Source organism: Enterococcus raffinosus, assembly GCF_001886185.1.
In the GTDB taxonomy this organism is placed as follows: domain Bacteria; phylum Bacillota; class Bacilli; order Lactobacillales; family Enterococcaceae; genus Enterococcus_A; species Enterococcus_A raffinosus.
The window spans coordinates 94,092-118,433 of the sequence record NZ_JXLA01000007.1; the positions used below are offsets into that span (position 1 = coordinate 94,092).

Below are 24,342 nucleotides of genomic sequence, written 5' to 3' on the forward strand. Positions count from 1 at the left end.
CCGCCGTTTTTATTTCTTCTATTTTATTACTCAAAATTGCTTTCAGTTAAGCATGCGATGTAGATTTCTTTTACCGCCGCTTCATCCAATGGAACGAAAGCATCGGTTTTTATAGTACTGTGAGCTACCGCTTGTTTGGCCATCTCATCGAATTTTTCTTCATTGATTCCTACTTCTGGTAATGTCATTGGAATTCCGCAGGCTTTGAAGTAATCGTATAATTTTTGGATACCGATACGTGCGGCCAACATTGGAACCTTCTCTTCTACATTCCAAACATTCCATGCGAAATTCGCAAATTTATCAACTGTTTCATCATTCAAAGCATATTCCATCCAACGTGGTGTCAAGATTGCTAAGCCGACACCATGAGTGATATCGTAAAAGGCACTCAATTCATGCTCCATCGGATGACAAGACCAAGCACCTGGCTTGCCGTTTCCAGTCAACCCGTTCAAAGCTAACGTGCTCGCCCACATCAAATTAGCCCGTGCATCATAATCTTCCGGATATTTCAGGGCAATCGGACAGTTTTTAATCACTGAACGCATCAAGCCTTCTGAAACAGAATCTTGTACGTCGGTTCCCTCTGTCCGTTTGAAATAATTTTCAATCAAATGACTCATGATGTCCGCGGAACCTGCCGCTGTTTGATATTTATTTACACTAAAGGTGTTTTGCGGATCTAAGAAAGAAACTTTTGGCAGCATTGCTTTACTGCCGGTACCTAGTTTTTGATGCGTTGAAAGATTCGAAATCACTGCGCCACTATTCATTTCACTACCTGTCGCAGCCAATGTCAAAATCGTTACTAATGGCAAGGCGCCACCTTGGTATTTCCGACGCTGTAATACTAAATCCCAGGCATCGCCATCAAATTTTGTGGCCGCAGCGACTACCTTCGCACAGTCAATCGTTGAGCCGCCGCCGACAGCCAAGATCACATCAACATTTTCTTTGCGACAAATTTCTGCTCCACGACGGACGGTTTCCACTCGTGGATTCGGTTCTACCCCAGCTAATTCAAAGACTTCGTTGCCATTTGCTTTTAACTGCTCCATCACTTTATCGTATAAGCCGATCTTCTTGATGCTGCCGCCACCGTAAACGATCAGTACTCGTTTACCATATTGATTCAATACTTCAGGGAGCTCAGACAAACGATCCTTACCAAAACGAATATCCGTCGTTACATGAAAATCAAAATTTTCCATTTAAATTCCTCCATATTCATATTAAAGATCTAATTTTTCCTAGGAAAAATCACTCTTATCTTCTAGCCATAGACCATTTTATTAATACGTTGAGCCTTAAATTGCTATAGTAATATTTGGGCGCTTTTCGAAACAAACTGCGACCAGCAGATCAGATAGCGTTGTTTGCCTCTATTCATTATCATAAGCCAAAGTTTTCCAGAAGGAAACTATCTTCCCTCAATATTTTCCAAGTTAGACACAAAAAAATCTGTGATCTGATCCATTGTCGCGATCTGAACAAAATGGCGCTCCTTTGCGCTAACGAACGTAATATTATCTTGAGGATTCGCTTTGATAAAATCCGCGGTATGCTGATAGGGAACTTTTTCATCCTCTGTGCCATGCCAAAAGAAGACCGGGCGACCAGCAATTTTTTCAGGCGCTAAAGATAGATCATACTTTTCTAGCCAAGAGGTTAACTCTCGGTAATCCTTTGGTAAATAGAAGCCTAATTCGCCAGCATGCATGGCAATCTGTTCGCGATATTTGATTGGTGCAGGAGACCCCATCACACAGGCTGCTACATTGATCTCTGGATGCTGTGTCAAAAGCATGCAAGTCGTGATCCCGCCCATCGAGATACCACCTACACCGATTTTATCCCTCACCAATCCCAGATTTTCAAAGTAATCAACTAGATAACCAAACTCATAAAGATTCGTTTGAATACTGTCCCAAAAAGTCAATGAAGGAATCTCCGACGTTTTTGTTTTACGTTCGCCATGATTGGCCGCATCCGGCAGCAAGACCCGAAAATTTTGCGCCGCTAATTTTCGCCCCTGCGTCAACACAAGTTCCTTCGCCGTCTGCCAGCCGTGGTAATAAATGATCAACGGCAGCGGTTCATAGATTTTATCCTCTGCCACAACTTCCAGCAAAGGAATATTCCCTACCATGCGTTTTCGTACCACTACTTTCATTTCGTGCCTCCCATTCAGTCTTTCCTTCATTATACCTAGTCCTTCGAAAATACACGAAAATACCGCCCTTCATGAGATAAAAGGGCGGTACTAAAAATTTATTCTGCAATTAATGTCTCTAATCCTACATACATCATGTCTTTAAAGGTATTTTGGCGTTCTTCTGAAGTTGTTTCTTCACCCGTTACCATGTGGTCGCTGACCGTCATGATGCCTAGTGTTTGAACATGGAATTTCGCCCCTAAGTAATATAAGATCGCTGCTTCCATCTCAACACCCATTACTCCGTATTCAGCCAAATTAAAGGTTGGAGCTAAATCATCTTTGTAGAAGGTGTCTTCTGACAACACATTTCCAACATGGGTCGTAAAGCCTTTTTCCTTCGCCACTTCATAAGCCTTCATCATCAGATCAAAATCTGCGATCGGCGCAAAGTGGAAACCTGGAAAATGTTTTTCCACCATAGACGAGCTCGTCACTGCCCCTTGAGCAATAATCAAATCACGGACATGAACGTTTTTAGACAATGCGCCGCATGTTCCCACACGGATCAATTTTTTCACCCCGTAAGATTGAATCAGCTCCTGCGCATAGATTCCAGCAGAAGGCATGCCCATCCCTGTCCCTTGGACAGAAACGCGTTCGCCTTTGTAAGTTCCAGTATAACCTAACATGCCTCGCACGTTGTTATAACATTTCGCATCCTCTAAAAAATTTTCCGCGATAAATTTTGCTCGCAATGGATCTCCCGGCAGTAAAATTTTATCCGCAATTTCACCTTGTTTTGCTTCAATATGAACGCTCATTGTATTCCTCCTCGATCAATTATCATTATGTCTATTATATTAATAAACGTTTTATAGAACCGCTAGTGTTTCTTTGATTAATTTCTTGAAGTCTTCTTTGACACGTTCTGTGGTTTCCACTACTTCCGCGTGGTTCAAGTTGGCTTGCATACCAGCCGCTAAGTTGGTAATACAAGACACACCCAAAACTTTCATACCGCTGTGAGCCGCTACGATAACTTCTGGAACCGTCGACATACCGACCGCATCTGCGCCAATCGTGCGAGCCATGCGAATTTCCGCAGGGGTTTCATAGGTTGGACCTGTCATTCCAAGATACACGCCTTCTTGCAGATCAATCGCTAATTTGCCTGCAACTTCTCGTGCTTTTTCTTGATATTCCTTCGTATAAGCCGCACTCATATCTGGGAAGCGAGGGCCCATGTTTTCATCATTTGGTCCGATCAATGGATTGGTTCCCATAAAGTTGATATGGTCTGTGATCAGCATCAAGTTGCCTGGTTGGAAGCCTTCATTTACACCGCCAGCCGCGTTTGTTACGACAACTGAGTGAATTCCTAAGGCCGCCATCACGCGAACAGGGTAAGTCACTGTCTCCATCGTGTTCCCTTCATAATAATGGAAACGTCCTTGCATCGCCAACACATTTTTTCCAGCTAATTGTCCATAAACTAATTGCCCGGCATGGCCAATCACTGTTGAAACAGGGAAATGTGGAATCTCGTTATACGGGATCACAACAGGGTTTTCGATTTCTTCTGCTAGTTCGCCTAGTCCTGATCCTAAGATCAAACCAAAGGCGACATCCGCTACTCCTTTGTCTTGAATGTAGCTGGCTGTTTGTTGGATTTTTTCTTGTACGTCTGTCATAAAATGCTCCTTTTTCTGAGTATTTTTATTTCAATAATTTTAAGAAACTTTCGCCATTTTCAGTAGCTGGCACATCAAAGTTTTCCGCGATTGTCGCAGCGATGTCTGAGTAATAACCTTGTGGTAATTTCCCCTGTGCCGCCATTTTTTTGCTGTAAACCAAGAATGGAACGTATTCACGGGTATGGTCTGTCCCTGTGAAGGTTGGATCGTTTCCGTGATCAGCGGTAATCATCAATAAATCATCATCCTGCATCGCATCTAAAATTTCTGGAATGCGAAGATCAAATTCTTCGATTGCATGAGCATAGCCTACCACATCCCGACGATGTCCGAACAACGCATCAAAATCAACTAAGTTCGTGAAGCTCAAACCTGTAAAATCTTTTTTCATTACGTCTAATAATTTATCAACGCCATCCATGTTGCTCTTCGTGCGAACGGCATCTGTAATTCCTTGTCCGTTAAAGATATCATTAATTTTACCAACGGCGATCACGTCTTTTCCGTTGTCCTTCAATGAATCCAAAACAGTCTTACCAAATGGATCAAGAGCATAGTCGTGACGATTGCTAGTCCGAGTAAAGTCACCAGGTTCGCCGATATACGGGCGAGCAATAATTCGACCGATCATGTAAGGATCATCCTTCGTAATATCACGAACATATTGACAAATCTTATAAAGTTCATCCAACGGAATAATTTCTTCATGAGCAGCAATCTGCAACACTGGGTCAGCTGAAGTGTAGATAATCAAATCCCCTGTCTTCATCTGCTCTTCCCCAAAATCTTTGATGACTTCTGTTCCGCTATAGGGTTTGTTGGCTCCCATAATAATACCACGACCAGAAAACTCAGAGATTTTATCTAGCAATTCTTGCGGGAAGCCTTCTGGGAAAACACGAAATGGGGTTTGAATATTCAACCCAGCAATTTCCCAGTGACCTGTCATCGTGTCTTTACCAACAGAAATTTCTTCTAATTTTGTTGCATAGCCATCGTGATCAGCGACATCCTTTACGCCCTTCAATGGACGAATGGTTCCAAGTCCAAGCTGTTCCAAATGCGGGATATTCAATCCAGCTTCTTCAGCAATATGACCCAAGGTGTCCGAACCAACGTCTCCAAATTTTTCAGCATCCGGTGCTTCTCCGATACCGACAGAATCCATAACGACTAAGTGAATACGCTTAAACATTTCTATTCCCTCTTTCTATTGATTTATATCTAATAAGCAGAACAAGACCCGCTTATAAATTTAACAAAACTAAGATACTACTAAATTTTCAACTCAGCTTTAGTATATTGGGTTCTTAAAGTCCCGTAAACTAAAAGCCATTGTGTTAGTGCGTACTGGACTTGCAGCTAATTCGCTTTAATGTAATAACTTTTTCAAAAACCGAAAAAGTTAATCTGATTCTCATCACGCATACCATCCAACTAAACAGCGCGTCAAAATAAGCTAACTCATTGTAGATGAAATAATTTTTCTAAACCCGTGAAAAATGAGTTTTATTTTCGTACGCATACGATTCCACTAATCGCGCTAAAGCGCGAAGTGGAACTCGCAAAAAGGGCGTGACTAAGAAACGCTGTCCCATAGTCCCACCCTTTAATAACAAAAGAATTATTTTGATTTGATGTAGTTGACGCCATCGGCTTTTGGTGCGGCTGATTTTCCTAAGAAGAGAACCAGTACGATGATCGTCAATACGTATGGTGCTGATTGCAGGTACACATCTGGAATTTGTGAGATGATCGGCAGATTAGACCCTGCGATACTCAAGTTTTGTGCAAAGCCGAAGAACACTGCGGCTCCCATAGCACCTAACGGATTCCATTTACCAAAGATCATCGCTGCTAATGAAATGAATCCTTGTCCTGCGATGGTTGTTGCCGCGAAACGTCCCGCGATGGATTGTGCAAAGACTGCTCCGCCCATTCCGCCTAAGAAGCCGGAAATCAAGACTCCTGAATAGCGCAATGCGTAAACATTGATCCCTAACGTATCCGCTGCTTGAGGATTTTCACCAACAGAGCGTAAACGTAAACCAAAGCGCGTTTTGAAAATGACAAACCAAGAAATTACTGCGACTAAAATCGCAAAATACGCTGGTAAGCTAGTGTTTTTAAAGAACAACTCGCCTAGTACTGGGATTTTACTCAAACCTGGAAAATCAAAGTACCCGAATTGCTGTTGAATGGTATCTGTTTGACCTTTTCCATAGATTACTTTAATCAAGAAAATCGCTAATGGCGGCGCCAATAAGTTCATTACAGTACCACTAATGATATGATCCGCACGGAAGTTGACTGTCGCTACTGCATGCAGCAGTGAGAATGCCATTCCTGCTAGACCGCCGACTAAAACGCCCAGCCATGGTGTCATCGCACCGAACTGATCCGCAAAAGCTAAGTTGAATACCACAGAACTGAAGGCACCGGCAACCATGATTCCTTCCAAACCAACGTTAACGATCCCGCTTCGTTCAGAAAACACCCCGCCAAGTGCAGTTAAAATTAACGGTGCAGAGTACACAAGTGTCTGAGCAATAATTGAAGCTAATAAATCCATATTCATTAGACTTTGCCCCCTTTTTCAGATTCTTCGTTCGGAGCACTCTCTATTTCTTGGACAGTTTCTACTTCTTTTTTACCGCCCATTACTTTTGCAAGACCCACACGTACGATGTAATTGATCGCTACGAAGAAGATGATCAACGGAATTACACTATTGGCTAATTCACTCGGAATACCTGAGAACTGCATCCCTTGTCCGCCAAGTTTTAAAATACTGAACAGCAATGCCGATAATAGGATACCGACAGAGCTGCCGTTTCCTAATAGCGAAACCGCCATACCATCGAATCCGATGCTGAGTGATGACCCTTGAACAAAGTAGTTCATGAAGGTTCCTAGACCGTAAACAACGCCACCAAGACCAGCCAATCCGCCAGAAATAATCATCGAAATGACAATCGTCCGCTTGCTGCTCATCCCAGCGTATTCTGATGCGAAAGGATTCAAGCCAACAGAACGAATTTCAAATCCTAAGGTTGTACGTTTCATTAAGAACCATACAAGCACTAGGAAGACTAACGCTAGAATAATCCCCATATTGACACGTGAACCGCCAAATAGATTGGTCAACCAAGGTTCTCTTAAAGAAGCGTTCAAGCCAACAGCTTTAGTAACCCCTTTGTTTGAGATAACATCTGGAGACATCACGTGATTGACAATATGATTGGCTACATATAGGATCACATAGTTCATCATAATTGTAACAATAACTTCACTTGTTCCAAAGAAGGCCCGCAATAAACCTGGAATCGCAGCGGCTGCCGCTCCGGCTAAAGCACCTACAACAATTGCTAGAGTTAAAACAACGATCTTTGGTGAATCCGGCATGCTTAAAGCCACCCAGATACTTGCCACCCATCCGCATAACGCTTGACCAGAAAGCCCAACGTTGAAGAATCCAGCGGAATTGGCAACTGAAAACCCTAATGCGGTAAAGATCAATGGTCCAGCACCAACTAAGATTTCACCAATCGACATCTTGCTCTGGAACGCCGAGCTAAACATCGCATTGTAGCCTTCAATCGGATTGAAACCAAATACCGCCATCAAAATGGCACCAAGAATAAATCCTAAAATAACTGAGATAACCGGTACTAATATATTTCTAATTTTTTCTGAGCGATCATTCATTTGTCTCACCAGCCTTTGCTAATTCTGCTCGCGCTTCTTCTAAACTGTAGCCGGCCATCAATAAACCAAGCTCGTTTTCAGAAGTTTCTTTCGGATCTACGATACCAACGATCTCCCCTGCATGAATAACCGCGATACGGTCAGAGACATTCAAAATTTCATCTAACTCAAAGCTTACTAGTAACACACCTTTTTGTTTGTCGCGTTGTTCCACCAAACGTTTGTGAATATATTCGATCGCCCCGACGTCAAGTCCGCGAGTGGGTTGAGAGACGATCAGTAAATCTGGATCACGATCGACTTCACGAGCGATAATCGCCTTTTGCTGGTTCCCACCTGACAGAGAAGCTGCCGGCGCTTTTTCACCAGTTGTCCGCACATCGTATTCTTCGATTAAGCGTTTCGCGTAGCGATCGATTTCACCGTAATTCAAAATACCATTTTTACTAAATGGCGCATGATAATAAGATTGCAAAGCGATATTCTCAGATAATGGCAGCGGCAAGATCAATCCATATTTATGACGGTCTTCTGGTACGTGACCAACACCTGTTTCAGTAATCTGGCGTGGTGCTTTGCCTGTTACGTCTTCTCCATTAATGGTGACTGTTCCGCTTTCGACTTTTCGCAAGCCCGTTAACGCTTGGATCAATTCTGTCTGTCCATTGCCATCAATCCCGGCAATTCCGACAACTTCACCGCGATGAACATCCAGCGACAAGTTTTTAACCGCTTCTATTCCGCGACTTTCTTTAACAACTAGATCTTTGATCGAAAGAACGACTTCCCCTGGTTTCGCTGGGACCTTGTCTGTCTTAAATGAGACAGAACGTCCAACCATCATGTCGGCCAATTGCTGTGAACTGACATCCTTCACATCGACCGTTCCTATGTATTGTCCCCGACGAATAACCGAACAACGATCCGCAACTTTTTTGATTTCATCCAATTTGTGGGTGATCAAGATAATTGATTTTCCTTCATTGATTAACCCTTCCATAATGGTGATCAATTCATCAATTTCTTGCGGTGTTAATACTGCGGTTGGTTCATCAAAGATCAGAACGTTGGCTCCGCGGTATAACGTTTTTAAAATTTCAACCCGCTGCTGCATCCCTACTGAAATATCACGGATATACGCGTCTGGATCCACCTTCAAGCCGTATTCTTCGGATAACCGTTGAATTTCAGCCTTGGCTTTCTTTTGATCTAGCATGCCGTTCTTCTTCGGCTCGCTGCCTAAAATAATGTTTTCTGTAACGGTGAAGGCATCCACTAACATAAAATGCTGATGGACCATCCCGATTCCTAGTTGGTTGGCTCTAGTTGGACTTGAGATATCAACCTTCTGACCATCCATCAAAATCTCACCAGAAGTTGGCTGCAATAGCCCTGACAAAACATTCATCAGTGTCGATTTACCGGCACCATTTTCACCTAAAAGTGCATGGATTTCGCCTTTTCGGATCTGTAAATTGATGTTGTCATTTGCTTTAAACGTGCCAAATTGCTTGGTGATATTGCGCATCTCAATGACATATTGTTCTTCTGTCACTTTCTTTTCACATCCTATCGCTTTTTCAAACCTGACAAAACATTGCAACGTTAAGGGCGTTCTTCCCTTAGCCAAATCTAGCACAGGCTGTGACTTGGCTAAAAAAAGAAGGCTTCTATTCAAATTGTATTTTTTTAAAAGAGGACCATAGCCTCGCGTAGTTGGAGACTATGGTCACCTGAATGATTATTTCTCAGGAGTTTCTGGAACTTTGATGTCGCCAGCAGAAACTTGATCTTTTGCTTCTTTGACAGCATCTTTTGCTTCATCAGAAAGGAATCCGTCAGTTAGAGAAACACCGCCGTCTTTCAAACCGAATGTTAAGTGTTTGCCACCAGGGAATTTATCATTTAATGCACGAGTAGAGATATCTTGAACCGCTGCGCCTACACCTTTAAGTGTTGAAGTTAAACAGAAGTTGCTTTCTTTACCGTCTTTAGATTTATATTCGCCTTCTTTTTGTTGGTCGCTATCTACACCGATAACCCAAACTTTGTCCGCTTCATCCGCTTTTTCATTACGCGCTTTCGCTTCTGAGAAGACCCCTTGACCAGTACCGCCTGAAGCATGATAGATAATATCTACTCCGCCATTGTACATGTTCGCTGCCAAAGCTTTCCCTTTCGCTGGATCACCAAATGAAGCCGCATATTGTACATCTACAGAAATGTCTTTGCCTAATTTTTTAGCAGTATCCGCTACACCTTTTTCAAAACCAGCTTGGAAACGGTCGATTACGGCACCTTCTTCACCACCAACAAAACCTAATTTATTTGATTTTGTTGTTTCAGCAGCTGCTACACCTGCTAGGTAAGCTGCTTCTTGGTCTTTAAATGTTGCTGAAGCGACGTTGTCTTTGCCTTCAATCACTGAGTCAATGATAACGAAGTTTGTATCTGGATTTTGATCTGCTGCTGCTGAGATTGGGTCAGCTAACAAGTAACCAATCCCGAAGACTGTTTTGAATCCGTTAGTAACAGCTTGTGAAATATTTTGTTCATATTCAGAAGCATCGTTTGATTGGATATAGTTATATCCGCCAGTACCTTTTTTGATATCGTGTTCTTTACCCCATGCTTGAAGACCTTCCCAAGCACTTTGGTTAAATGAACGGTCGTCCACTCCACCAATGTCTGTTACGATTGCTACGCTGTGTTTCGCATCGTCTTTAGCCGCTCCACCTGAAGAATCAGTTGAACCGCCGCCTCCGCCGCCGCAAGCTCCTAAAGTCAGCAACGCTGCCATTGTCACGGTACCTAGGCCAAATAATTTTGCTTTTTTCATTTCTGTAAAGCCCCCTAAATATGTTTTTTTCAACAGTCCTGCGACTGAATGAACATGGTTTATAAATCTTTGTCAGTAAAGGTATACGGCAGTAAGCCTTCAACGGTCATTTCCTTAACTACACCGTTGTCACCGACTAAGGTTACTGGCATCGCTGGATCACAAAATTCTGCCATAACCTGACGGCATGCGCCGCATGGTGAGATAGGTTCTGGTGTGTGTCCCGCAATAACTAAATGACTAAATTCTCTTTCGCCTTCCGATACTGCTTTAAAAATGGCTGTGCGTTCCGCACAATTGGATAAGCCGTAAGAGGCGTTCTCAATGTTAAGTCCTTGGTAAGTTTTCCCTTCCTTCGTTACAAGGCATGCGCCTACGGGAAAGTGAGAATATGGGACATACGCTTTGTCGAGTGCGTCGATTGCGATGTCGATCCATTCTTGTTTATTCATTCAATGGTCCTCCGATCTTAATACCCCGTACCGGATAGTCCGTTCATAATAGCAACCCCTGAGCTGGCTCCTAAACGCGTTGCGCCTGCCTCGATCATTGCTTCGGCTTCTTTCGCGTTGTGGATACCGCCGGAAGCCTTGACACCCATTTCAGGTCCCACTGTTTCACGCATCAAGCGGACGTCTTCCACTGTTGCTCCACCCGTTGAAAACCCAGTCGATGTCTTCACAAAATCTGCTCCTGCAGCTTTTGCTAATTCGCAGGCTTTGATTTTTTCTTCATTAGTAAGAAGAGACGTTTCAATGATCACCTTTACTAATGCTTTATCTTTTGCTGCCGCCACTACGGCTTCAATATCCTTTTGAACCTTTTCGTCGTTGCCGTCTTTTAGCTCGGCAATGTTGATAACCATATCGACTTCATCCGCACCATTAGCAATAGCATTGGCTGCTTCAAAAGCTTTTGTTTCTGTTGTGTTCGCTCCAAGAGGGAAGCCAATCACGGTACAAACGGCAACAGGTTCACCCTGTAATTCTTTTGCCGCAAGCGCTACCCAGGTAGGGTTGATACAAACAGAGTAGAAGCGATATTTCTTAGCCTCTTCAATAATTTTCATTACATCTGCTGCTTGCGCGTCTGCTTTTAAAATGGTGTGGTCGATCATTCGATTTATTTCCATGTCTAATCCTCGCTTCTCTTATTATAATATATTTTTTATTGTTATAAAAAAGTTTTAAATACTTATTCCGTAATGATATCGTGGATTAAAATAGGTTCTTTTGGCGTATCTCCGATGAAAATATTTTGATAAAGTAATTTTTCCACCGCATCAATTTCCTTGGAATTTGAATAAATGGTTAATAAGGATTCCCCTACAGCTACTTTATCCCCAATTTTCTTGTGGAGCTTGATGCCTACTGCGTGGTCAATATCGTCCTCTTTCGTTTTGCGTCCTGCACCTAACAGCATGGCTGCAATTCCGATTTCATTGGCTACTAGTTTGGTTACATAACCAGACGTTTTCGCTGGCAGTTCGATCTCGTACTTAGCGGTTAAGATTTTTTCGGTTTGATCAATCACGCTTGTATCGCCGCCTTGATCTTTGACCATCTCACGGAATTTTTCTAAGGCTTTGCCAGAATGAAGCGCTTCTTCCAGCATTCCTCGAGCTTCTTCCAAGGTTTCTGCTTTCTTCGCTAATACAACCATTTGACTACCTAAGACATAGCACATTTCCGTAAGATCCGCTGGACCATTTCCCTTTAACGTGTCGATCGCTTCAACGATTTCCAAGCTGTTGCCGATTGCTTCACCTAATGGCTCAGACATATCTGAAATAACAGCCATTGTTTGACGACCTGCTAATTTTCCGATGCGTACCATTGTTTTCGCTAAGCGTTTCGCGTCTTCGATATCCTTCATGAAAGCTCCATCGCCGGTAGTTACGTCTAGGACGATCGCATCCGCTCCAGCCGCAATTTTTTTACTCATGATCGAGCTGGCAATCAATGGGATCGAATCAACAGTCGCAGTCACATCACGCAGCGCATAAAGCTTTTTATCCGCTGGAGCCAGATTCCCTGACTGTCCAATGACCGCAACCTTGCTCTTGTTCACGATATCAATAAATTCTTGATCCGATAGTTCGATCTTGAAGCCAGGAATAGATTCAAACTTATCTAAGGTCCCACCGGTAAAGCCAAGTCCTCTTCCAGACATTTTCGCTACTGGTACACCAACACTTGCCACAAGGGGAGCTAGAACCAATGTTGTTGTATCTCCGACACCGCCAGTTGAATGCTTGTCCACTTTGATGCCATCGATAGAAGACAAATCAATGATGTCACCTGAATTCGCCATAGCTAAAGTCAGATGAGAGATTTCCTCGTCTGTCATGTCCTGGTAAAAAATAGCCATCAGCAAGGCACTCATTTGATAATCAGGAATGCTTCCGTCCGTGTAGCCCCCAATAATGAAGTCCAGTTCTTCTTTTGACAGGACTTTTCCGTCTCTCTTTTTCTCGATTAAATCTACCATTCTCATAGGTTTTCCTCCAAGCTTCAAAAGATATTATACAATAAAATGGCGAAAGGTAAACCACTTTAGTAAAACAGTTTACTAAATATAGAAGCGCTTTCTGTTAGCGCTAACATCGTTACTATAACGGGTACTCAACCCGTTGTCAACCCTCATTTACATTCTTCACACTCTCACGAATAATTAATTTAGTTTGGAAGATTTTATTCGGGATTCGCTGAGAAGGAAAATTAATAGCATCGACTAAAAATTTCGCTGCAGAAAAACCGATTTCGGTACTTGGCTGAAAGACCGTTGTCAATGGTGGAACCATATACTGACTAACCTCTAATCCGTCAAAACCGACAACTGAAATATCCTCAGGAATCTTTAATCCCGCTTCATAAATCGCTTGATAGCAACCGATCGCCATTTCATCGTTTCCGCAAAAAATAGCGGTAATCTCCTTATTCTTTAATACTTCTTTCGCCGCATGATAACCACCAGAAATCGTCAATTGCCCCGAACAAATATAGCTTTCCTCAAAAGGCAGCTGATATTCAAAAACTACCTGACGATAGGCCTTCACACGTTCGGTCAATTGATAGTAGCCTTGGCTTTCCTTCAGCATTCCTATGTGTCGATGCCCTTTTTCTACCAGCATCCGCAAGACATCTTGCGCACCAGCATACTCCTCCACCAGCAACTGACCCCAATCACGGTCATTCAAGCCCCGGTCGATTAAAACGATGGGACGCTTTCGATAGAATTCACTGCCTAGCTTGTGCTCCCCCTCCAGATGGTTCGGAGTCGCTAACAGGATGCCATCTACTGAGCGATGAGACAGTTCATTTAAATAACGTTTTTCTTGTTCAATGTCGTGGCGTGAGTTACACAAAATAATCATATAGCCTAATGGGTTTAAATAACTTTCTACCCCTTCAATCACTTTTGAAAAGAAAAAGTCTGTCACATCCGGCACGATCATGCCGATTGTTTTTGAATGACGATTGATCAAATTCGCCGCAAAAAAATCTGGCTTGTATTGATACTCATCCACGATCGCCAAGACCTTTTGCCGCGTCTGCTCACTGAAGCGACTGCCCTTATTATTCAAGATTTGCGAGACGGTTGTTACCGAAACACCCGCCATTTCAGCGATTTCTTTAATGGTGATCTTCATCATGGACCTTCTCTCTATGTTTTTTTTAAGTGTAGCAAAGGAAAATTTAGAAAGAAAGTCTTTTTCTTCAAAAGGTAAGACTTCTTACTTGCTCTACAGAAAAAAGAGCGTAAATTAAAGACTATAAAGAGTGCCAAGGCAGGTGAGAAAAATGCTTGATGTGATAGGAGCCGTTAAAAATCTACAATGGACAACCGAACACCACTATCTACACATAAAAAATCAACACGATTTCATGCGTGCTTGGGCCGTTCAGTTTGAATTAGCTTATACGGATTTTCGTATCATCCAGATAGCGCTGCAATTAGATGGTCAAATGGACTTGCTTCAACGCTTTACCAAAGCCTACGATGCGGTCTACCAATATGAATACGCCTTTGTAAAGGGTGGTTTAGCCGAATTCAATCAAGAATTCGGCGACCAAATAGATGACTATGAGGCAGCGCAACAAAATTTGTTAGCTATTTTAGCTGAATTGATGACGCAACAGCCCAAACCAACCAAAGAAAATGACTTGATTTAATAGAAGCCGTTTGCGAATCTCATTTATTTAAAAAGGAGCGCAACACTATGATCAAAGATTACGTGTACGATGAAAAAAATCAATTAACCTTAGACATTTATGAACCAAATAAAATAGAAGCCGCCATTATTTTGATCCACGGCGGCGGCTGGTTTCGCGGAGACAAAAGTAAAGAAACTGCTTTGGCAGAACGATTGACCACTGATGGCTTTCTTGTTGTCGCACCGAACTATCGTTTAGCACCTGATCATCTCTTTCCAGCGGCAATGGATGATTTACTGAAGGTCTATGATTGGTTGGCAGCCAGTGACTATCCGGTAAAGGGGAAAATTACCGCCCTTGGTTCTTCATCCGGCGGCAATTTATCTATTGAATTGGCCTTGCAAAAGGGGATTCCAGCAGCTTCCTGGTCTGGGATCATCGACCTCTATGATTGGGTACAGCAGCACCCAGAGGTTGTTCCAGCAATGAACCAAAAACCCGATTTTGATAAACAAGCCAGCGGAAAAATCGACCAAGACGGCGCAAACGACGCCTTTTATAAGTGGTTCATCCTAAATTATGTTGGTCAGGATATGGAACGGCTGAAGCAGGCCGATCCATTGGCTCGCGTCTCAAATAACAGCGGACCACTTTTTATCGCCAACTCACTAAATGAATTGGTTCCATTATCAGGAGTCTATAAATTACAAGCGGCCCTGGCTGAAAAAGGCATCCCTAGCGAAAACAAACTAATCAAAGGGACCGTCCACGGAGAAGGCTACGCGGAGATCGCCTACCAAGCCACCGTTCAATTCTTAAAGGCTACTATTTAAAAAGATCGTCGCAGAGTTTGATTTTTCTGCGGCGATCTTTTTTCTTTTATTCCTTTAAAACACGAACATTTGATATTCGGAAATCCTGCCAAATGCGGATTAATTCATTTACTAAATAAAATATTAAATATTTGGGTAATTCTTCAAAACATAATTTTCTGCTTTTTTGCTCCAAATTCCATCTGTTTCAGCGAGAATTTTTCCTAGTTCAGAATCCTTATCGATCTCTGACAATTTCTTTAATTCAGATTGCTTGTGGGTATACACTAATTTCTTTCCACCGCCGATAGCCGGCTGATTCAGTGTCGTTTCTCCCACAGCATCTAACCCTAAAATGTGAGTAACGACATTCGCCACTTTCACCTGCTTGTCTTCAATCAGCTTCACCGCTTTACGCATGTCTTCGGTATTTCCCCCTGAGGTTCCGACAAAGTGAGTAAATGAATAGTGTACGTCATAGAAGTTTACGTTCGCTGAAAATCCCTTGTCCTGTGGTCCGGCGAAGAAATTCAAACAACCGTCAGGATTTAGCATCGCTGCCGCGTCACTTACCACTGGGCCGACTGGTACCATGACGAAGATATCATCGAAGCCGCCGCCAGCTGTTTCCTTCAATACGCTGACTTGATCTTCCACATCCGCCACATTAACATAAGAAACCTCGATCCCATCTTGACTAGGATAAAGCTTTGCCGCACGAGCTAATTTTTCTGCGTCACGGTCTGTGACCACTAATTTTTTAGGTTTGATAGGGCCATGCAGCGCATAATCAATCGCCAATAAGCCCATAGGTCCGGTACCGCCCATGATCAATAAATTGCCATCAGGCTGAATGCCCATCTTGTGTTCATAAGACCCTTCTTTTAAATGGTAGTTTGCTTCAAAGGCACCGATCACACAAGACAAGGGTTCAATCAATGACCCTTCAAAGTAGGTGTCTCCTTTATATGGAATCAGACAATCTTGATTCATGACATCTTCTGAAATTACGATGTAGGTAGCGTCGCCGCCTGTGTAAGGATACGAATACCCTGGACAATCTGGGCGATCCGGCAGCTGCAGGTTCGCCTGCAGAACATAACGTTCACCCTTTTTATATTTGTGCGCCCATTTTCCGCCTACTTCCAGCAGTTCGCCGCAAAATTCATGGCCGATGATGATAGGATTTTCCGCTAGATCATTTGGCGCCTTCTTATGGTCGGCCCCTTGATTCGCTAATTTCCATGTCGACATGCAAATGCTGTCGGTAATGACGGATGCCAAAATTTCATTTTCTTTAATTTCAGGTAATTCAAATTCCTCCAAGCGCAAATCTTTCTTACCATATAATCTTACCGCTTTCGTTTTCACTGCTGTTCCTCCTAAAATCCTACTATATTATGAAGCATTATTACGCTAAAATACCTAACCAATAACCAACGATCCCAACTGCAAACAAGACAAAAATCAAGACGATTGGACTGACTTTTTTCTTCAATAGATACATCATCAATAGAGTCAAACCTAAAGCTGGCAAGCCAGGTACCAAATCATCCAAAACATTTTGAACGGTCGTAATAACCGTTTTGCCATCCGCACCTGGTGTTTTTGAGACAACCAATGGAATATTGACGGTCGTCCACTTCGTTACCAAGACACCCATGATGAACAAACCTAGGATTGTCGCGCCTTCGGTTAATTTTTGCAACAGATTTCCCGACAGGTCTTTTACGATATCCATCCCTTTGCTGAACCCATAGGTCAGGCCAAACCATTTCATGGCTAACCGGATCGCATTAAAGGCCACGAAGAATAGGATCGGTCCCATCACATTGCCGGATAGTGCCAAAGATGCTCCTAAAGCTGCAGTGATCGGTCGTAATGTTCCCCAGACCAATGGATCACCGACACCAGCTAATGGTCCCATCAATCCAACTTTCAAGCTATTGATTGTTCCATCATCGATATCCGCACCGCTTGCCCGTGCTTCCTCCATCGCCATCGTTACACCAATGACTGGTCCACAGACCGCTGGTGTTGTATTGAAAAAGGTCAAATGGCGTTTCAAAGCTTCCGCCTGCTCTTCCTTTGTTTTATACACTCGGCGAATCGTTGGGATCATGTCCACACAGAATGCCAAGGCATGGATTCGTTCAAAGTTAAACGACGCTTGCTGGAAATTTGAGAAGACAAACGTCGTCATCAAGTCTTTTTTCGTCAATTGTGATTGCGCGTAAATATCCTTTTTACTCTCTACCATTGAAGTATTTTCCATTTTCTTTGCCTCCTAATCTTCCAGCTCATCGTCAGCCAGCTCACCAGCAACGACCGCCGCCACCTGATTGCCTTGGACTTCATTTTTCTTAAAGTTTGGATTCAACTGCACATAGATTAATGCCGTGATCAATCCAATAATCCCGAAGGCCAGCAAACTGAACTCTAGATAGCCGCCCATCACAAATCCTAGATAGAAGAACGGCATCAAGTAAGCGACGCTCATCATGTTCAATACCATCGCGTAACCGACAACCACGATAAAGCCGCCGGCCACTGCCAAACCACCCGTGATCACGTCTGGAATCATGTCTAGCATTTTCGTTACCATCTCTGCACTGACGAAGGCCGCTACGATAGTCGCTGGAATCGCCACACGCAACGCCTGAATGAACAGGGCGCTAAAATGCAGGAAGATAATTTTGTTGAAATTCGCTTTTTCCGCCTCGCGATCCGCCGCATGCTGGAAAGCCACGGTGATCGTCCGAGCGATAACGGTTAATACTTGCCCAGCTGCTGCGACAGGTAAAGCGATGGCGATCCCTGATTGAATGTCTTGCTGACCCACAACTACTAATATTGTTGAGATCACACTGGCTAGAGCCGAATCCGGCGACTGTGCCGCACCAATATTCATCCACCCTAACGCGATTAGCTCCAACGTTCCGCCTAAAATAATGCCCGTTGTTACATCCCCTAGAATCAAGCCAACTATCGTACAGGCGATCAACGGTCGATGCGTTTGAAATTCATCCAACACACTGCCCATCCCGCACACACATGAAAAAAGAAAAATAAGTACAATCTGTAAAGCTGATAATTCCATTTTTTGTGTCCTCCTTGTTTGTTCGAACGTAGTTCTTTCCTACTATTTGAATACTGATTAAAATCCCGCTTCCTTCAGCTTTTCCTCAAAATTTCCTTTTGGATCTGTTGCCACGACACGTAAATCCAGCTCTACACCTGCTGCTTCTAATTTTCTGAATGCATCCGCTTCAGTTTGATCAACGGATACGGCTTTTGTGATTTGCGTTCGACCTGTTTTGAACTGCATGCCGCCAATGTTGATAGATTTGATAGGTACTTGCATTTGTACCAGCTCTAAAACCTCCATCGGATTGGTGAATAGATAGAAGACTGTCTCGTCCGCGTATTTTGGATTGTTATAAACCTTTACTGCCTTTTCCGGATCAACAATATTCACTTTGATACCTGGAGGCGCTGCTTGTTTCACCAATGTCTTGCGAATGTCATCGTTCGCGACTTCTTTACTGACAACGATGATTCGTTTCGCACCTGCTTCCTTTGCCCAAACCGTTGCTACTTGTCCATGGATCAATCGATCATCGATCCGCACTAATTTGATTTGCATCTTAAAAATCCTCCTCTTCTTCAATCACCTGCTGTTTAAACGCTTTCACTGTATCGCACGGAATACTTGTTGCATGATTCACAATATCCTGCAAAGAATTCCCTAACATACTTGCCACCTCTAAAACGATCGGCAGCGACATTCCCGATACGACGTCGATCTCGCGTTCGGGATTTTTCATAGCCACGGCACAGCTGGCATTATAAGGTGTGCCGCAAAACAAATCGGTCAAGATCAAATACGAAGACTCATCATCTTGCATAGCTGCAGTGATTTTTTCCTGAATCGTATCTAAGCCCTCCTCCTTCAAAAATTCCACTGACTCAAAATTTGGCAGTCCGCCGAAAATCATTTCAGCGGAATTTTTCATTTCATGTGCCAGCTTGCCATGTGCGACTAAAATTACCTTGTTCATAAGTCCCTCCTCGTTCCTATTTATGTCCATGTCCTTCAAAAAAGGAAACAGACGATTTATCCTCTCGTTTTCCCACCGGCAACATTCACCGTCACACCATCCACATAGCTTGAGCGTCCCGAAACAAAGTAAGCAACCAAATCTGCTACTTCACTTAATTTTCCATCGCGTCCCAGTGGAATTGTTTTTGTATTGCTGTAGCCTGCGCGTAATTGCTCCACAGTGATACCGCGTGTATAAGCCAACGCTGTTTCATATTCGATTGTGCGTAAGCCTGTTTCCTCCATGATTCCAGGTGCGATCCCTACTACCCGAACGCCTTTTTTTCCTAACTCTTTTGCCCATGAACGCGTAAAACTATTCACCGCCGCTTTTGTCGCTGCATAAACACTTTGACCTTCCGAACCTTCTAGCCCACATTCTGAGGACATGTTGATAATGACGCCGTAGCCCTGCTTGACCATCACACGACCGACAGCTTGCCCCATCAGGTAAACACCCTTTTGATTAATGGCGATCATCTTATTAAAAATTTGCTCGTTGATTTGGAATTTCCCGCCTTCAGTCAGTTCTTCATCGACTAGTAAAGCAGGGATGTTGATCCCTGCGTTGTTCACAACCGCATCAATCGTTTGAAATTTTTCTACAGCTGTGGCAACTGTCTGCTCCACAGATTCAGGTGACGTCACATCTGTTTGACTAAAAAGTAGATTTTCATGTGTGAAGCTTCCTTCTCTAAGATCCGCGTTCACGACATTGATCCCTAATTCACATAACTCTTCGACAATGGCCGCTCCAATTCCTGATGATCCTCCTGTGACAATGACCGTTTTTCCTTTTACATCTAACCAATCCATTGCAAACGCCCCTTTTAACATTTGTGATTTCTTTTTAACATTTGTTGCACCTTTATAGTAACCGCACAAGAAAACGTTGTCAACAACTTTTTGCAATTTATTTAAAACAAAATCACAAAAGTGCACAAAGAAAAACCCTAGCAAAATTGCCTAGGGTCGTTAAAACAAAAACAGGACAAGCTTTTCAACTTGTCCTGCTGCTCACTATTCGTAAACCAATTCCATGATCGTTTCCTGCTGTTCCTCTGGGATCTCCTCATCACTAAGATAATATTCATAAGAAATCCCGCTGAAGGTTCCGCCAATCCGTTTAATCTCATCCATCATCGCGAAATAGGGTTCGGTCATCTCTTCATATTTGCCTACATAAAGACCAGATAACGCTTTATAGGAAGGCAGAAAATAGCTGTCGCTGTCAATTTCCGCAGCATTCTTCACTTCCTCCGCTACTGGAAAGCCCACCTCCATCTCGATAGCAGACTCATCTAACCCGCCATTCTCATCCATATTTTTATAGGACACAAAAGGGGTACTCAAAATTGCGATTCCTTGCTCTTGAACGAAGCCGCCCAATTTCATAAAGGTTGGTCCAATGACTTGTGGAATTTCTTCGACTTTCACAGTAAAGCTTTGGGAAAGAATCCACTGATCCGGTTTAATGATTGGTTCAAATTGCATAGCTATCTCCTCCTCTTTTCTCTACTCTACCGAAGAAAGGTGCCAGAACCTGTCATATTAAAAATGATTTTCGTAAAAAGCCGCGACATAATTCAGCACCTTCTCACGAATCCAGCTAGGTCCAAGTATTTCGACATTTTTCCCCAGCGGAATCAAGAAACGGTACAGATCGTCGAATTCCGCAAAGGTCAATGAGGCATCAAAACTGCTGTCCGCATTATCAGTCCAGTCAAAATCGGCGAACTCCGCATATTTTTTATAGGCAATTCGTTTACTGAAGCGTAAGTGCACCATTAATTGCGGAAATACTACTACCTCTTCAGGAAATGGATAGTGGATCGGTTCTTTTAAAACAACATTTCGAATTTGCTTAAGCGGAAATAAGCCCCACGCTTCTTTAGGCAATTCCCATGCAAGTAAATACCAAGTCTGATACTTGTATACCACTCGCTTTGGCGCCAGTGACAACAGACGGGTCTGTCCATATTCCGTATGATAAATGCAGGTGATCTCACAATGATTGAATAACGCTTTTTTGATTTGCTCAAAGGTTTCACTGGAGATCTCCGTCTGACTCAAATCAACGTCCAGCCACTCGCTCCAATCGTAAACAGTACCCATTTTTTTCATCAGCTCATCTGTGTCCGCTAAGCCGACCGATTGCAATAAATGCAGCGCTAAAAAAAGGTCATCTTGTTCTTCTTTGTCAATCAACGCATGACTGACATGATAGGAATCATCTAAGAAAATCCCACCATTTCGTCCCTTATTCGCATAAACGGGTACACCTGCTAAGCTCAAAGCGTCAACATCGCGGTAGATTGTTCGAACAGAAACCTGAAATCGCTCCGCTAATTCCTTAGCGGTCACCTGTTTGCGGCTCAATAAAATTAAGGTCGTTTGAAGCAAACGAATAACTTGCATGGTACCTCCTCTTGGAATGACTCGATGATAAGAAAGGCTTCGCAAACTGGCTCAGCATATTACCGACAAAGCTCATTTGCGAAGCTGAACTTCAATTTACAGCTGCGATTGAAAAGTTTATATTCATCCCGACCTATCGTTTCAATACCTCTTGTGCCGTCTCTTCTGTCGTGACCAATACATTGATGTAGCGTCCCTTTAAGGCGCTGGCGATCGCATCGGCCTTATCCACGGCTTCCGCCACACCGATTCGGTAAGGAGTACGCTTTAAATCAGAAATGTCGATCCCGATTAAGCGATCATCCAAAGTATTGTCGATGTGTTCACCCTCGATATTATAAAAGCGGGACACGACGTCTCCGACAACTTTTTTTCCTTCTAAATAAGCTAAAACATCTTCGCCATAGAACTGCTTCCAGCTCTCACTAGCCTTCAAGGTAGGCGAACCAATCCCTAAGATGGCGATATCGATCTTCCGCCAATAATCAATCAGCTCTTGATTGAACTCATTTTCCATCAAGGCCTTCTTCAATGCGACCGTTTCAGGAAATGCCGGTGAATCAATCAATAAAGCCCTGCCATTAAGTTTTTTCGATGCTTCATAGGTAATCGTATTCACATGATAATCGCTGATGAGACGTCCAGACGGTCCGCCGATCATGGGAACACAAAGGATATTATTCACGTCATAGTTGCTTAGCCCTTCTGGAATCGCGGACATCGTCTCTCCCCACGAAAAGCCAAAGATCATATCATCCTTGATAATTTCCGTCAGGTATTCCCCCACACCTTGCGCCAATAATTTGTCCTTTTGCGTTCGACTGAGATCAGCACCTGCCTGCACAATGATCGCTTTTTCCAGGTCGAACTTTTCTTGCAGCTCCTTTTCGATGCTGTAGGTTCCCGCCTTGTCGTAATTAATGGAAATATTCACGATACCTTCATTTCGCGAACGCTTCAGTAACCGACTGATCGTACTGCGGTGAATATTTAATTCTTTAGAAATCTGGCTTTGATTTTTATCTTCTTGGTAGTACATTTCGGCAATGCGAACCAGTAACTTGTCTTCTTCTTTTTGCATAAACTCCCTCTCCTTTTATCACATTTGTGAAAAACATGAGTCAATGTGATTATACCTTTACTTGTTCCTCTTCTGCAAGGGATTACAGAAGATCCGCTGAAATAGCTCTTTTCTAACTATATATAGGGAGAATAAGCGAAATAGACATTGCTTTAGACTCGGCTTAGAAGGTACTATAGATGTGTAAGAATAGAACAATGGAGGGATCGCTATGGTAAAGGTCATTGTCTTAGGTACCGGAAGCATCAGTTCAATTGCCGTCCGCTGCATGTTCGATCGTTCTGATTTTGAGGTTATTGGTGTGTGGGCACATGAGGAAACCGCTGGAAATAAGGTTGGAACAGATGCTGGTCTGCTGTATGGTGACAAGCCGATCGGGCTTACCATCAGCAATAATATCGATCACTTAATCCAGCTGAAACCCGATTGCGCCGTTATTGGATTAAATCCCCCTGCAAACAAAGCCAATGAAATTCTGTTGCCTCTCATTGAAAAACTATTATTAGCTGGTATCAACGTTGTTGGTACATCACTCGCAAACCTTGTCTATCCATCATCTCCTACCAATCAAGAGATAACGCCTCAGCTTTCTGAAGCCGCACGTAAAGGAAATGCCTCCCTATATATTTCTGGTATTGAACCTGGTTTTGCTGCTGACCATCTGTTAGCCCTCGTCTTGACCTGCTCTAATACGATCAAACAAGTTCGTACCCAAGAAATCTTTATGTATGATACCTATCCTGATGAAATGACAATAAAATATGCCTTTGGCTTCGGAATGCCGATGGACTACGAGCCAGTGATGAGCGGTGAAGGAACACAGCTCGTTTCGTGGGGACCGCCGATCGCTTACATCGCTAATGCTCTAGGTTACGAACTGGACGGATATCGCCAGACCTATGAAAAAGTGATTACTGAAAAAGAATTGCATGTCGCTAGCGGCACGATTCCTGCTGGAACTGTTGGCGCGGTTCGCTTTGAAACCATCGGCATCGTCAATGGTGAAGACAAGATCATTATCGAGCACGTCAACCGGATGGATAAAGACATAGCGCCACATTGGCCAAAAGGGCCGCGAGATGGGACCTACCGTTTGGTTGTTGAAGGCGATCCTAATATGTCCTGTGAATTCTTCCCCGGGAAAAATGAAATAACCGCTGGCTATGAAGGCATGGTGATCACCTGTATGCGGGCCGTCAACGCCATTCCCTATGTCGTTGAAGCAGAAGCTGGCGTGCTAGACTCTATGACTCTTCCTCTAACACTGCCAAAAGAAAGCTTCCGCAGCGATAGAACCGAACCTGATATGAAGGGGTACGGCGATAACACGTAAAAAAAATGCCACAGACCCAATCGGTTTGTGGCATTTT

25 protein-coding genes are annotated in these 24,342 nt (G+C 43.2%); 3 read left to right on the forward strand and 22 right to left on the reverse strand.

The features are described 5' to 3' along the window. Positions 1–26 precede the first annotated feature (26 nt). The 13 genes from RV13_RS05420 to RV13_RS05480 form a co-directional block, all read right to left on the reverse strand. Positions 27–1,214, reverse strand: coding sequence for an iron-containing alcohol dehydrogenase (locus tag RV13_RS05420; protein ID WP_010745244.1), 1,188 nt, complete (start codon positions 1,212–1,214; stop codon positions 27–29). Positions 1,215–1,423: 209 nt separating this feature from the next. Next, positions 1,424–2,176 (reverse strand): alpha/beta fold hydrolase, encoded by a 753-nt coding sequence (locus tag RV13_RS05425; protein ID WP_010745243.1) that lies wholly within the window; start codon positions 2,174–2,176, stop codon positions 1,424–1,426. A gap of 98 nt (positions 2,177–2,274) precedes the next feature. Beyond that, a complete protein-coding gene (deoD, locus tag RV13_RS05430) occupies positions 2,275–2,982 on the reverse strand; it encodes a purine-nucleoside phosphorylase (protein WP_010745242.1) in 708 nt (235 codons plus the stop codon). Between the two features lie 51 nt (positions 2,983–3,033). Beyond that, positions 3,034–3,852: a purine-nucleoside phosphorylase gene (locus RV13_RS05435; protein WP_010745241.1), complete on the reverse strand. Its 819-nt coding sequence runs from the start codon at positions 3,850–3,852 to the stop codon at positions 3,034–3,036. 25 nt (positions 3,853–3,877) lie between these two features. Further along, entirely contained in the window at positions 3,878–5,050 is a 1,173-nt protein-coding gene (gene deoB, locus RV13_RS05440) for a phosphopentomutase (RefSeq protein ID WP_010745240.1), read from the reverse strand. 429 nt (positions 5,051–5,479) lie between these two features. Continuing rightward, positions 5,480–6,433, reverse strand: a complete 954-nt coding sequence (locus tag RV13_RS05445) for an ABC transporter permease (RefSeq protein WP_010745239.1) — start codon at positions 6,431–6,433, stop codon at positions 5,480–5,482. Next, positions 6,433–7,563 carry an ABC transporter permease gene (locus tag RV13_RS05450; RefSeq protein ID WP_010745238.1) on the reverse strand — a complete coding sequence of 377 codons (1,131 nt, stop codon included), beginning with the start codon at positions 7,561–7,563 and terminating at the stop codon, positions 6,433–6,435. Before RV13_RS05450 ends, RV13_RS05445 begins: the two co-directional genes overlap by 1 nt. Next, positions 7,556–9,091, reverse strand: coding sequence for an ABC transporter ATP-binding protein (locus tag RV13_RS05455; RefSeq protein ID WP_192926093.1), 1,536 nt, complete (start codon positions 9,089–9,091; stop codon positions 7,556–7,558). The genes RV13_RS05450 and RV13_RS05455 overlap by 8 nt, the downstream gene beginning before the upstream one ends. Positions 9,092–9,304: 213 nt before the next feature. Continuing rightward, entirely contained in the window at positions 9,305–10,402 is a 1,098-nt protein-coding gene (locus RV13_RS05460; RefSeq protein WP_060789276.1) for a BMP family lipoprotein, read from the reverse strand. A gap of 59 nt (positions 10,403–10,461) precedes the next feature. Then, positions 10,462–10,854, reverse strand: coding sequence for a cytidine deaminase (locus RV13_RS05465; RefSeq protein WP_010745235.1), 393 nt, complete (start codon positions 10,852–10,854; stop codon positions 10,462–10,464). Between the two features lie 17 nt (positions 10,855–10,871). Beyond that, on the reverse strand, positions 10,872–11,534 hold the full coding sequence (gene deoC, locus RV13_RS05470; protein ID WP_010745234.1) for a deoxyribose-phosphate aldolase: 663 nt from the start codon (positions 11,532–11,534) through the stop codon (positions 10,872–10,874). 62 nt (positions 11,535–11,596) lie between these two features. Beyond that, positions 11,597–12,898 carry a pyrimidine-nucleoside phosphorylase gene (locus RV13_RS05475; protein WP_010745233.1) on the reverse strand — a complete coding sequence of 434 codons (1,302 nt, stop codon included), beginning with the start codon at positions 12,896–12,898 and terminating at the stop codon, positions 11,597–11,599. Between the two features lie 139 nt (positions 12,899–13,037). Further along, positions 13,038–14,054: a LacI family DNA-binding transcriptional regulator gene (locus RV13_RS05480; protein ID WP_010745232.1), complete on the reverse strand. Its 1,017-nt coding sequence runs from the start codon at positions 14,052–14,054 to the stop codon at positions 13,038–13,040. A gap of 151 nt (positions 14,055–14,205) precedes the next feature. Here RV13_RS05480 and RV13_RS05485 point away from each other — a divergent pair, with 151 nt between their 5' ends. Then, positions 14,206–14,577 carry a hypothetical protein gene (locus RV13_RS05485; RefSeq protein ID WP_010745231.1) on the forward strand — a complete coding sequence of 124 codons (372 nt, stop codon included), beginning with the start codon at positions 14,206–14,208 and terminating at the stop codon, positions 14,575–14,577. Positions 14,578–14,624: 47 nt separating this feature from the next. Then, positions 14,625–15,392 (forward strand): alpha/beta hydrolase, encoded by a 768-nt coding sequence (locus RV13_RS05490; RefSeq protein ID WP_010745230.1) that lies wholly within the window; start codon positions 14,625–14,627, stop codon positions 15,390–15,392. Between the two features lie 123 nt (positions 15,393–15,515). Here the strand turns inward: RV13_RS05490 and RV13_RS05495 are convergent, their stop codons facing one another. The 9 genes from RV13_RS05495 to RV13_RS05535 form a co-directional block, all read right to left on the reverse strand. Continuing rightward, positions 15,516–16,742 carry a zinc-binding dehydrogenase gene (locus RV13_RS05495; protein WP_010745229.1) on the reverse strand — a complete coding sequence of 409 codons (1,227 nt, stop codon included), beginning with the start codon at positions 16,740–16,742 and terminating at the stop codon, positions 15,516–15,518. Between the two features lie 40 nt (positions 16,743–16,782). Then, the gene (locus RV13_RS05500) at positions 16,783–17,646 is read right to left on the reverse strand and encodes a PTS system mannose/fructose/sorbose family transporter subunit IID (RefSeq protein WP_010745228.1); all 864 of its coding nucleotides are present in this window, start codon (positions 17,644–17,646) and stop codon (positions 16,783–16,785) included. A 12-nt stretch (positions 17,647–17,658) separates the two neighbouring features. Then, positions 17,659–18,471, reverse strand: coding sequence for a PTS mannose/fructose/sorbose transporter subunit IIC (locus tag RV13_RS05505; RefSeq protein WP_010745227.1), 813 nt, complete (start codon positions 18,469–18,471; stop codon positions 17,659–17,661). 57 nt (positions 18,472–18,528) lie between these two features. Beyond that, a complete protein-coding gene (locus RV13_RS05510) occupies positions 18,529–19,017 on the reverse strand; it encodes a mannose/fructose/sorbose PTS transporter subunit IIB (RefSeq protein ID WP_060789277.1) in 489 nt (162 codons plus the stop codon). Position 19,018: 1 nt separating this feature from the next. After that, positions 19,019–19,432, reverse strand: coding sequence for a PTS sugar transporter subunit IIA (locus RV13_RS05515; RefSeq protein ID WP_010745225.1), 414 nt, complete (start codon positions 19,430–19,432; stop codon positions 19,019–19,021). 56 nt (positions 19,433–19,488) lie between these two features. After that, positions 19,489–20,289: an SDR family oxidoreductase gene (locus RV13_RS05520; protein ID WP_028020034.1), complete on the reverse strand. Its 801-nt coding sequence runs from the start codon at positions 20,287–20,289 to the stop codon at positions 19,489–19,491. A 204-nt stretch (positions 20,290–20,493) separates the two neighbouring features. Further along, positions 20,494–20,967: a GyrI-like domain-containing protein gene (locus RV13_RS05525; RefSeq protein ID WP_010745223.1), complete on the reverse strand. Its 474-nt coding sequence runs from the start codon at positions 20,965–20,967 to the stop codon at positions 20,494–20,496. Between the two features lie 57 nt (positions 20,968–21,024). Next, positions 21,025–21,891: a helix-turn-helix transcriptional regulator gene (locus RV13_RS05530; RefSeq protein WP_010745222.1), complete on the reverse strand. Its 867-nt coding sequence runs from the start codon at positions 21,889–21,891 to the stop codon at positions 21,025–21,027. A gap of 133 nt (positions 21,892–22,024) precedes the next feature. Continuing rightward, a complete protein-coding gene (locus RV13_RS05535) occupies positions 22,025–22,972 on the reverse strand; it encodes a sugar-binding transcriptional regulator (RefSeq protein WP_010745221.1) in 948 nt (315 codons plus the stop codon). A gap of 211 nt (positions 22,973–23,183) precedes the next feature. Here RV13_RS05535 and RV13_RS05540 point away from each other — a divergent pair, with 211 nt between their 5' ends. Further along, a complete protein-coding gene (locus tag RV13_RS05540; protein WP_010745220.1) occupies positions 23,184–24,305 on the forward strand; it encodes an NAD(P)H-dependent amine dehydrogenase family protein in 1,122 nt (373 codons plus the stop codon). The last annotated feature ends 37 nt before the right edge of the window (positions 24,306–24,342 follow it).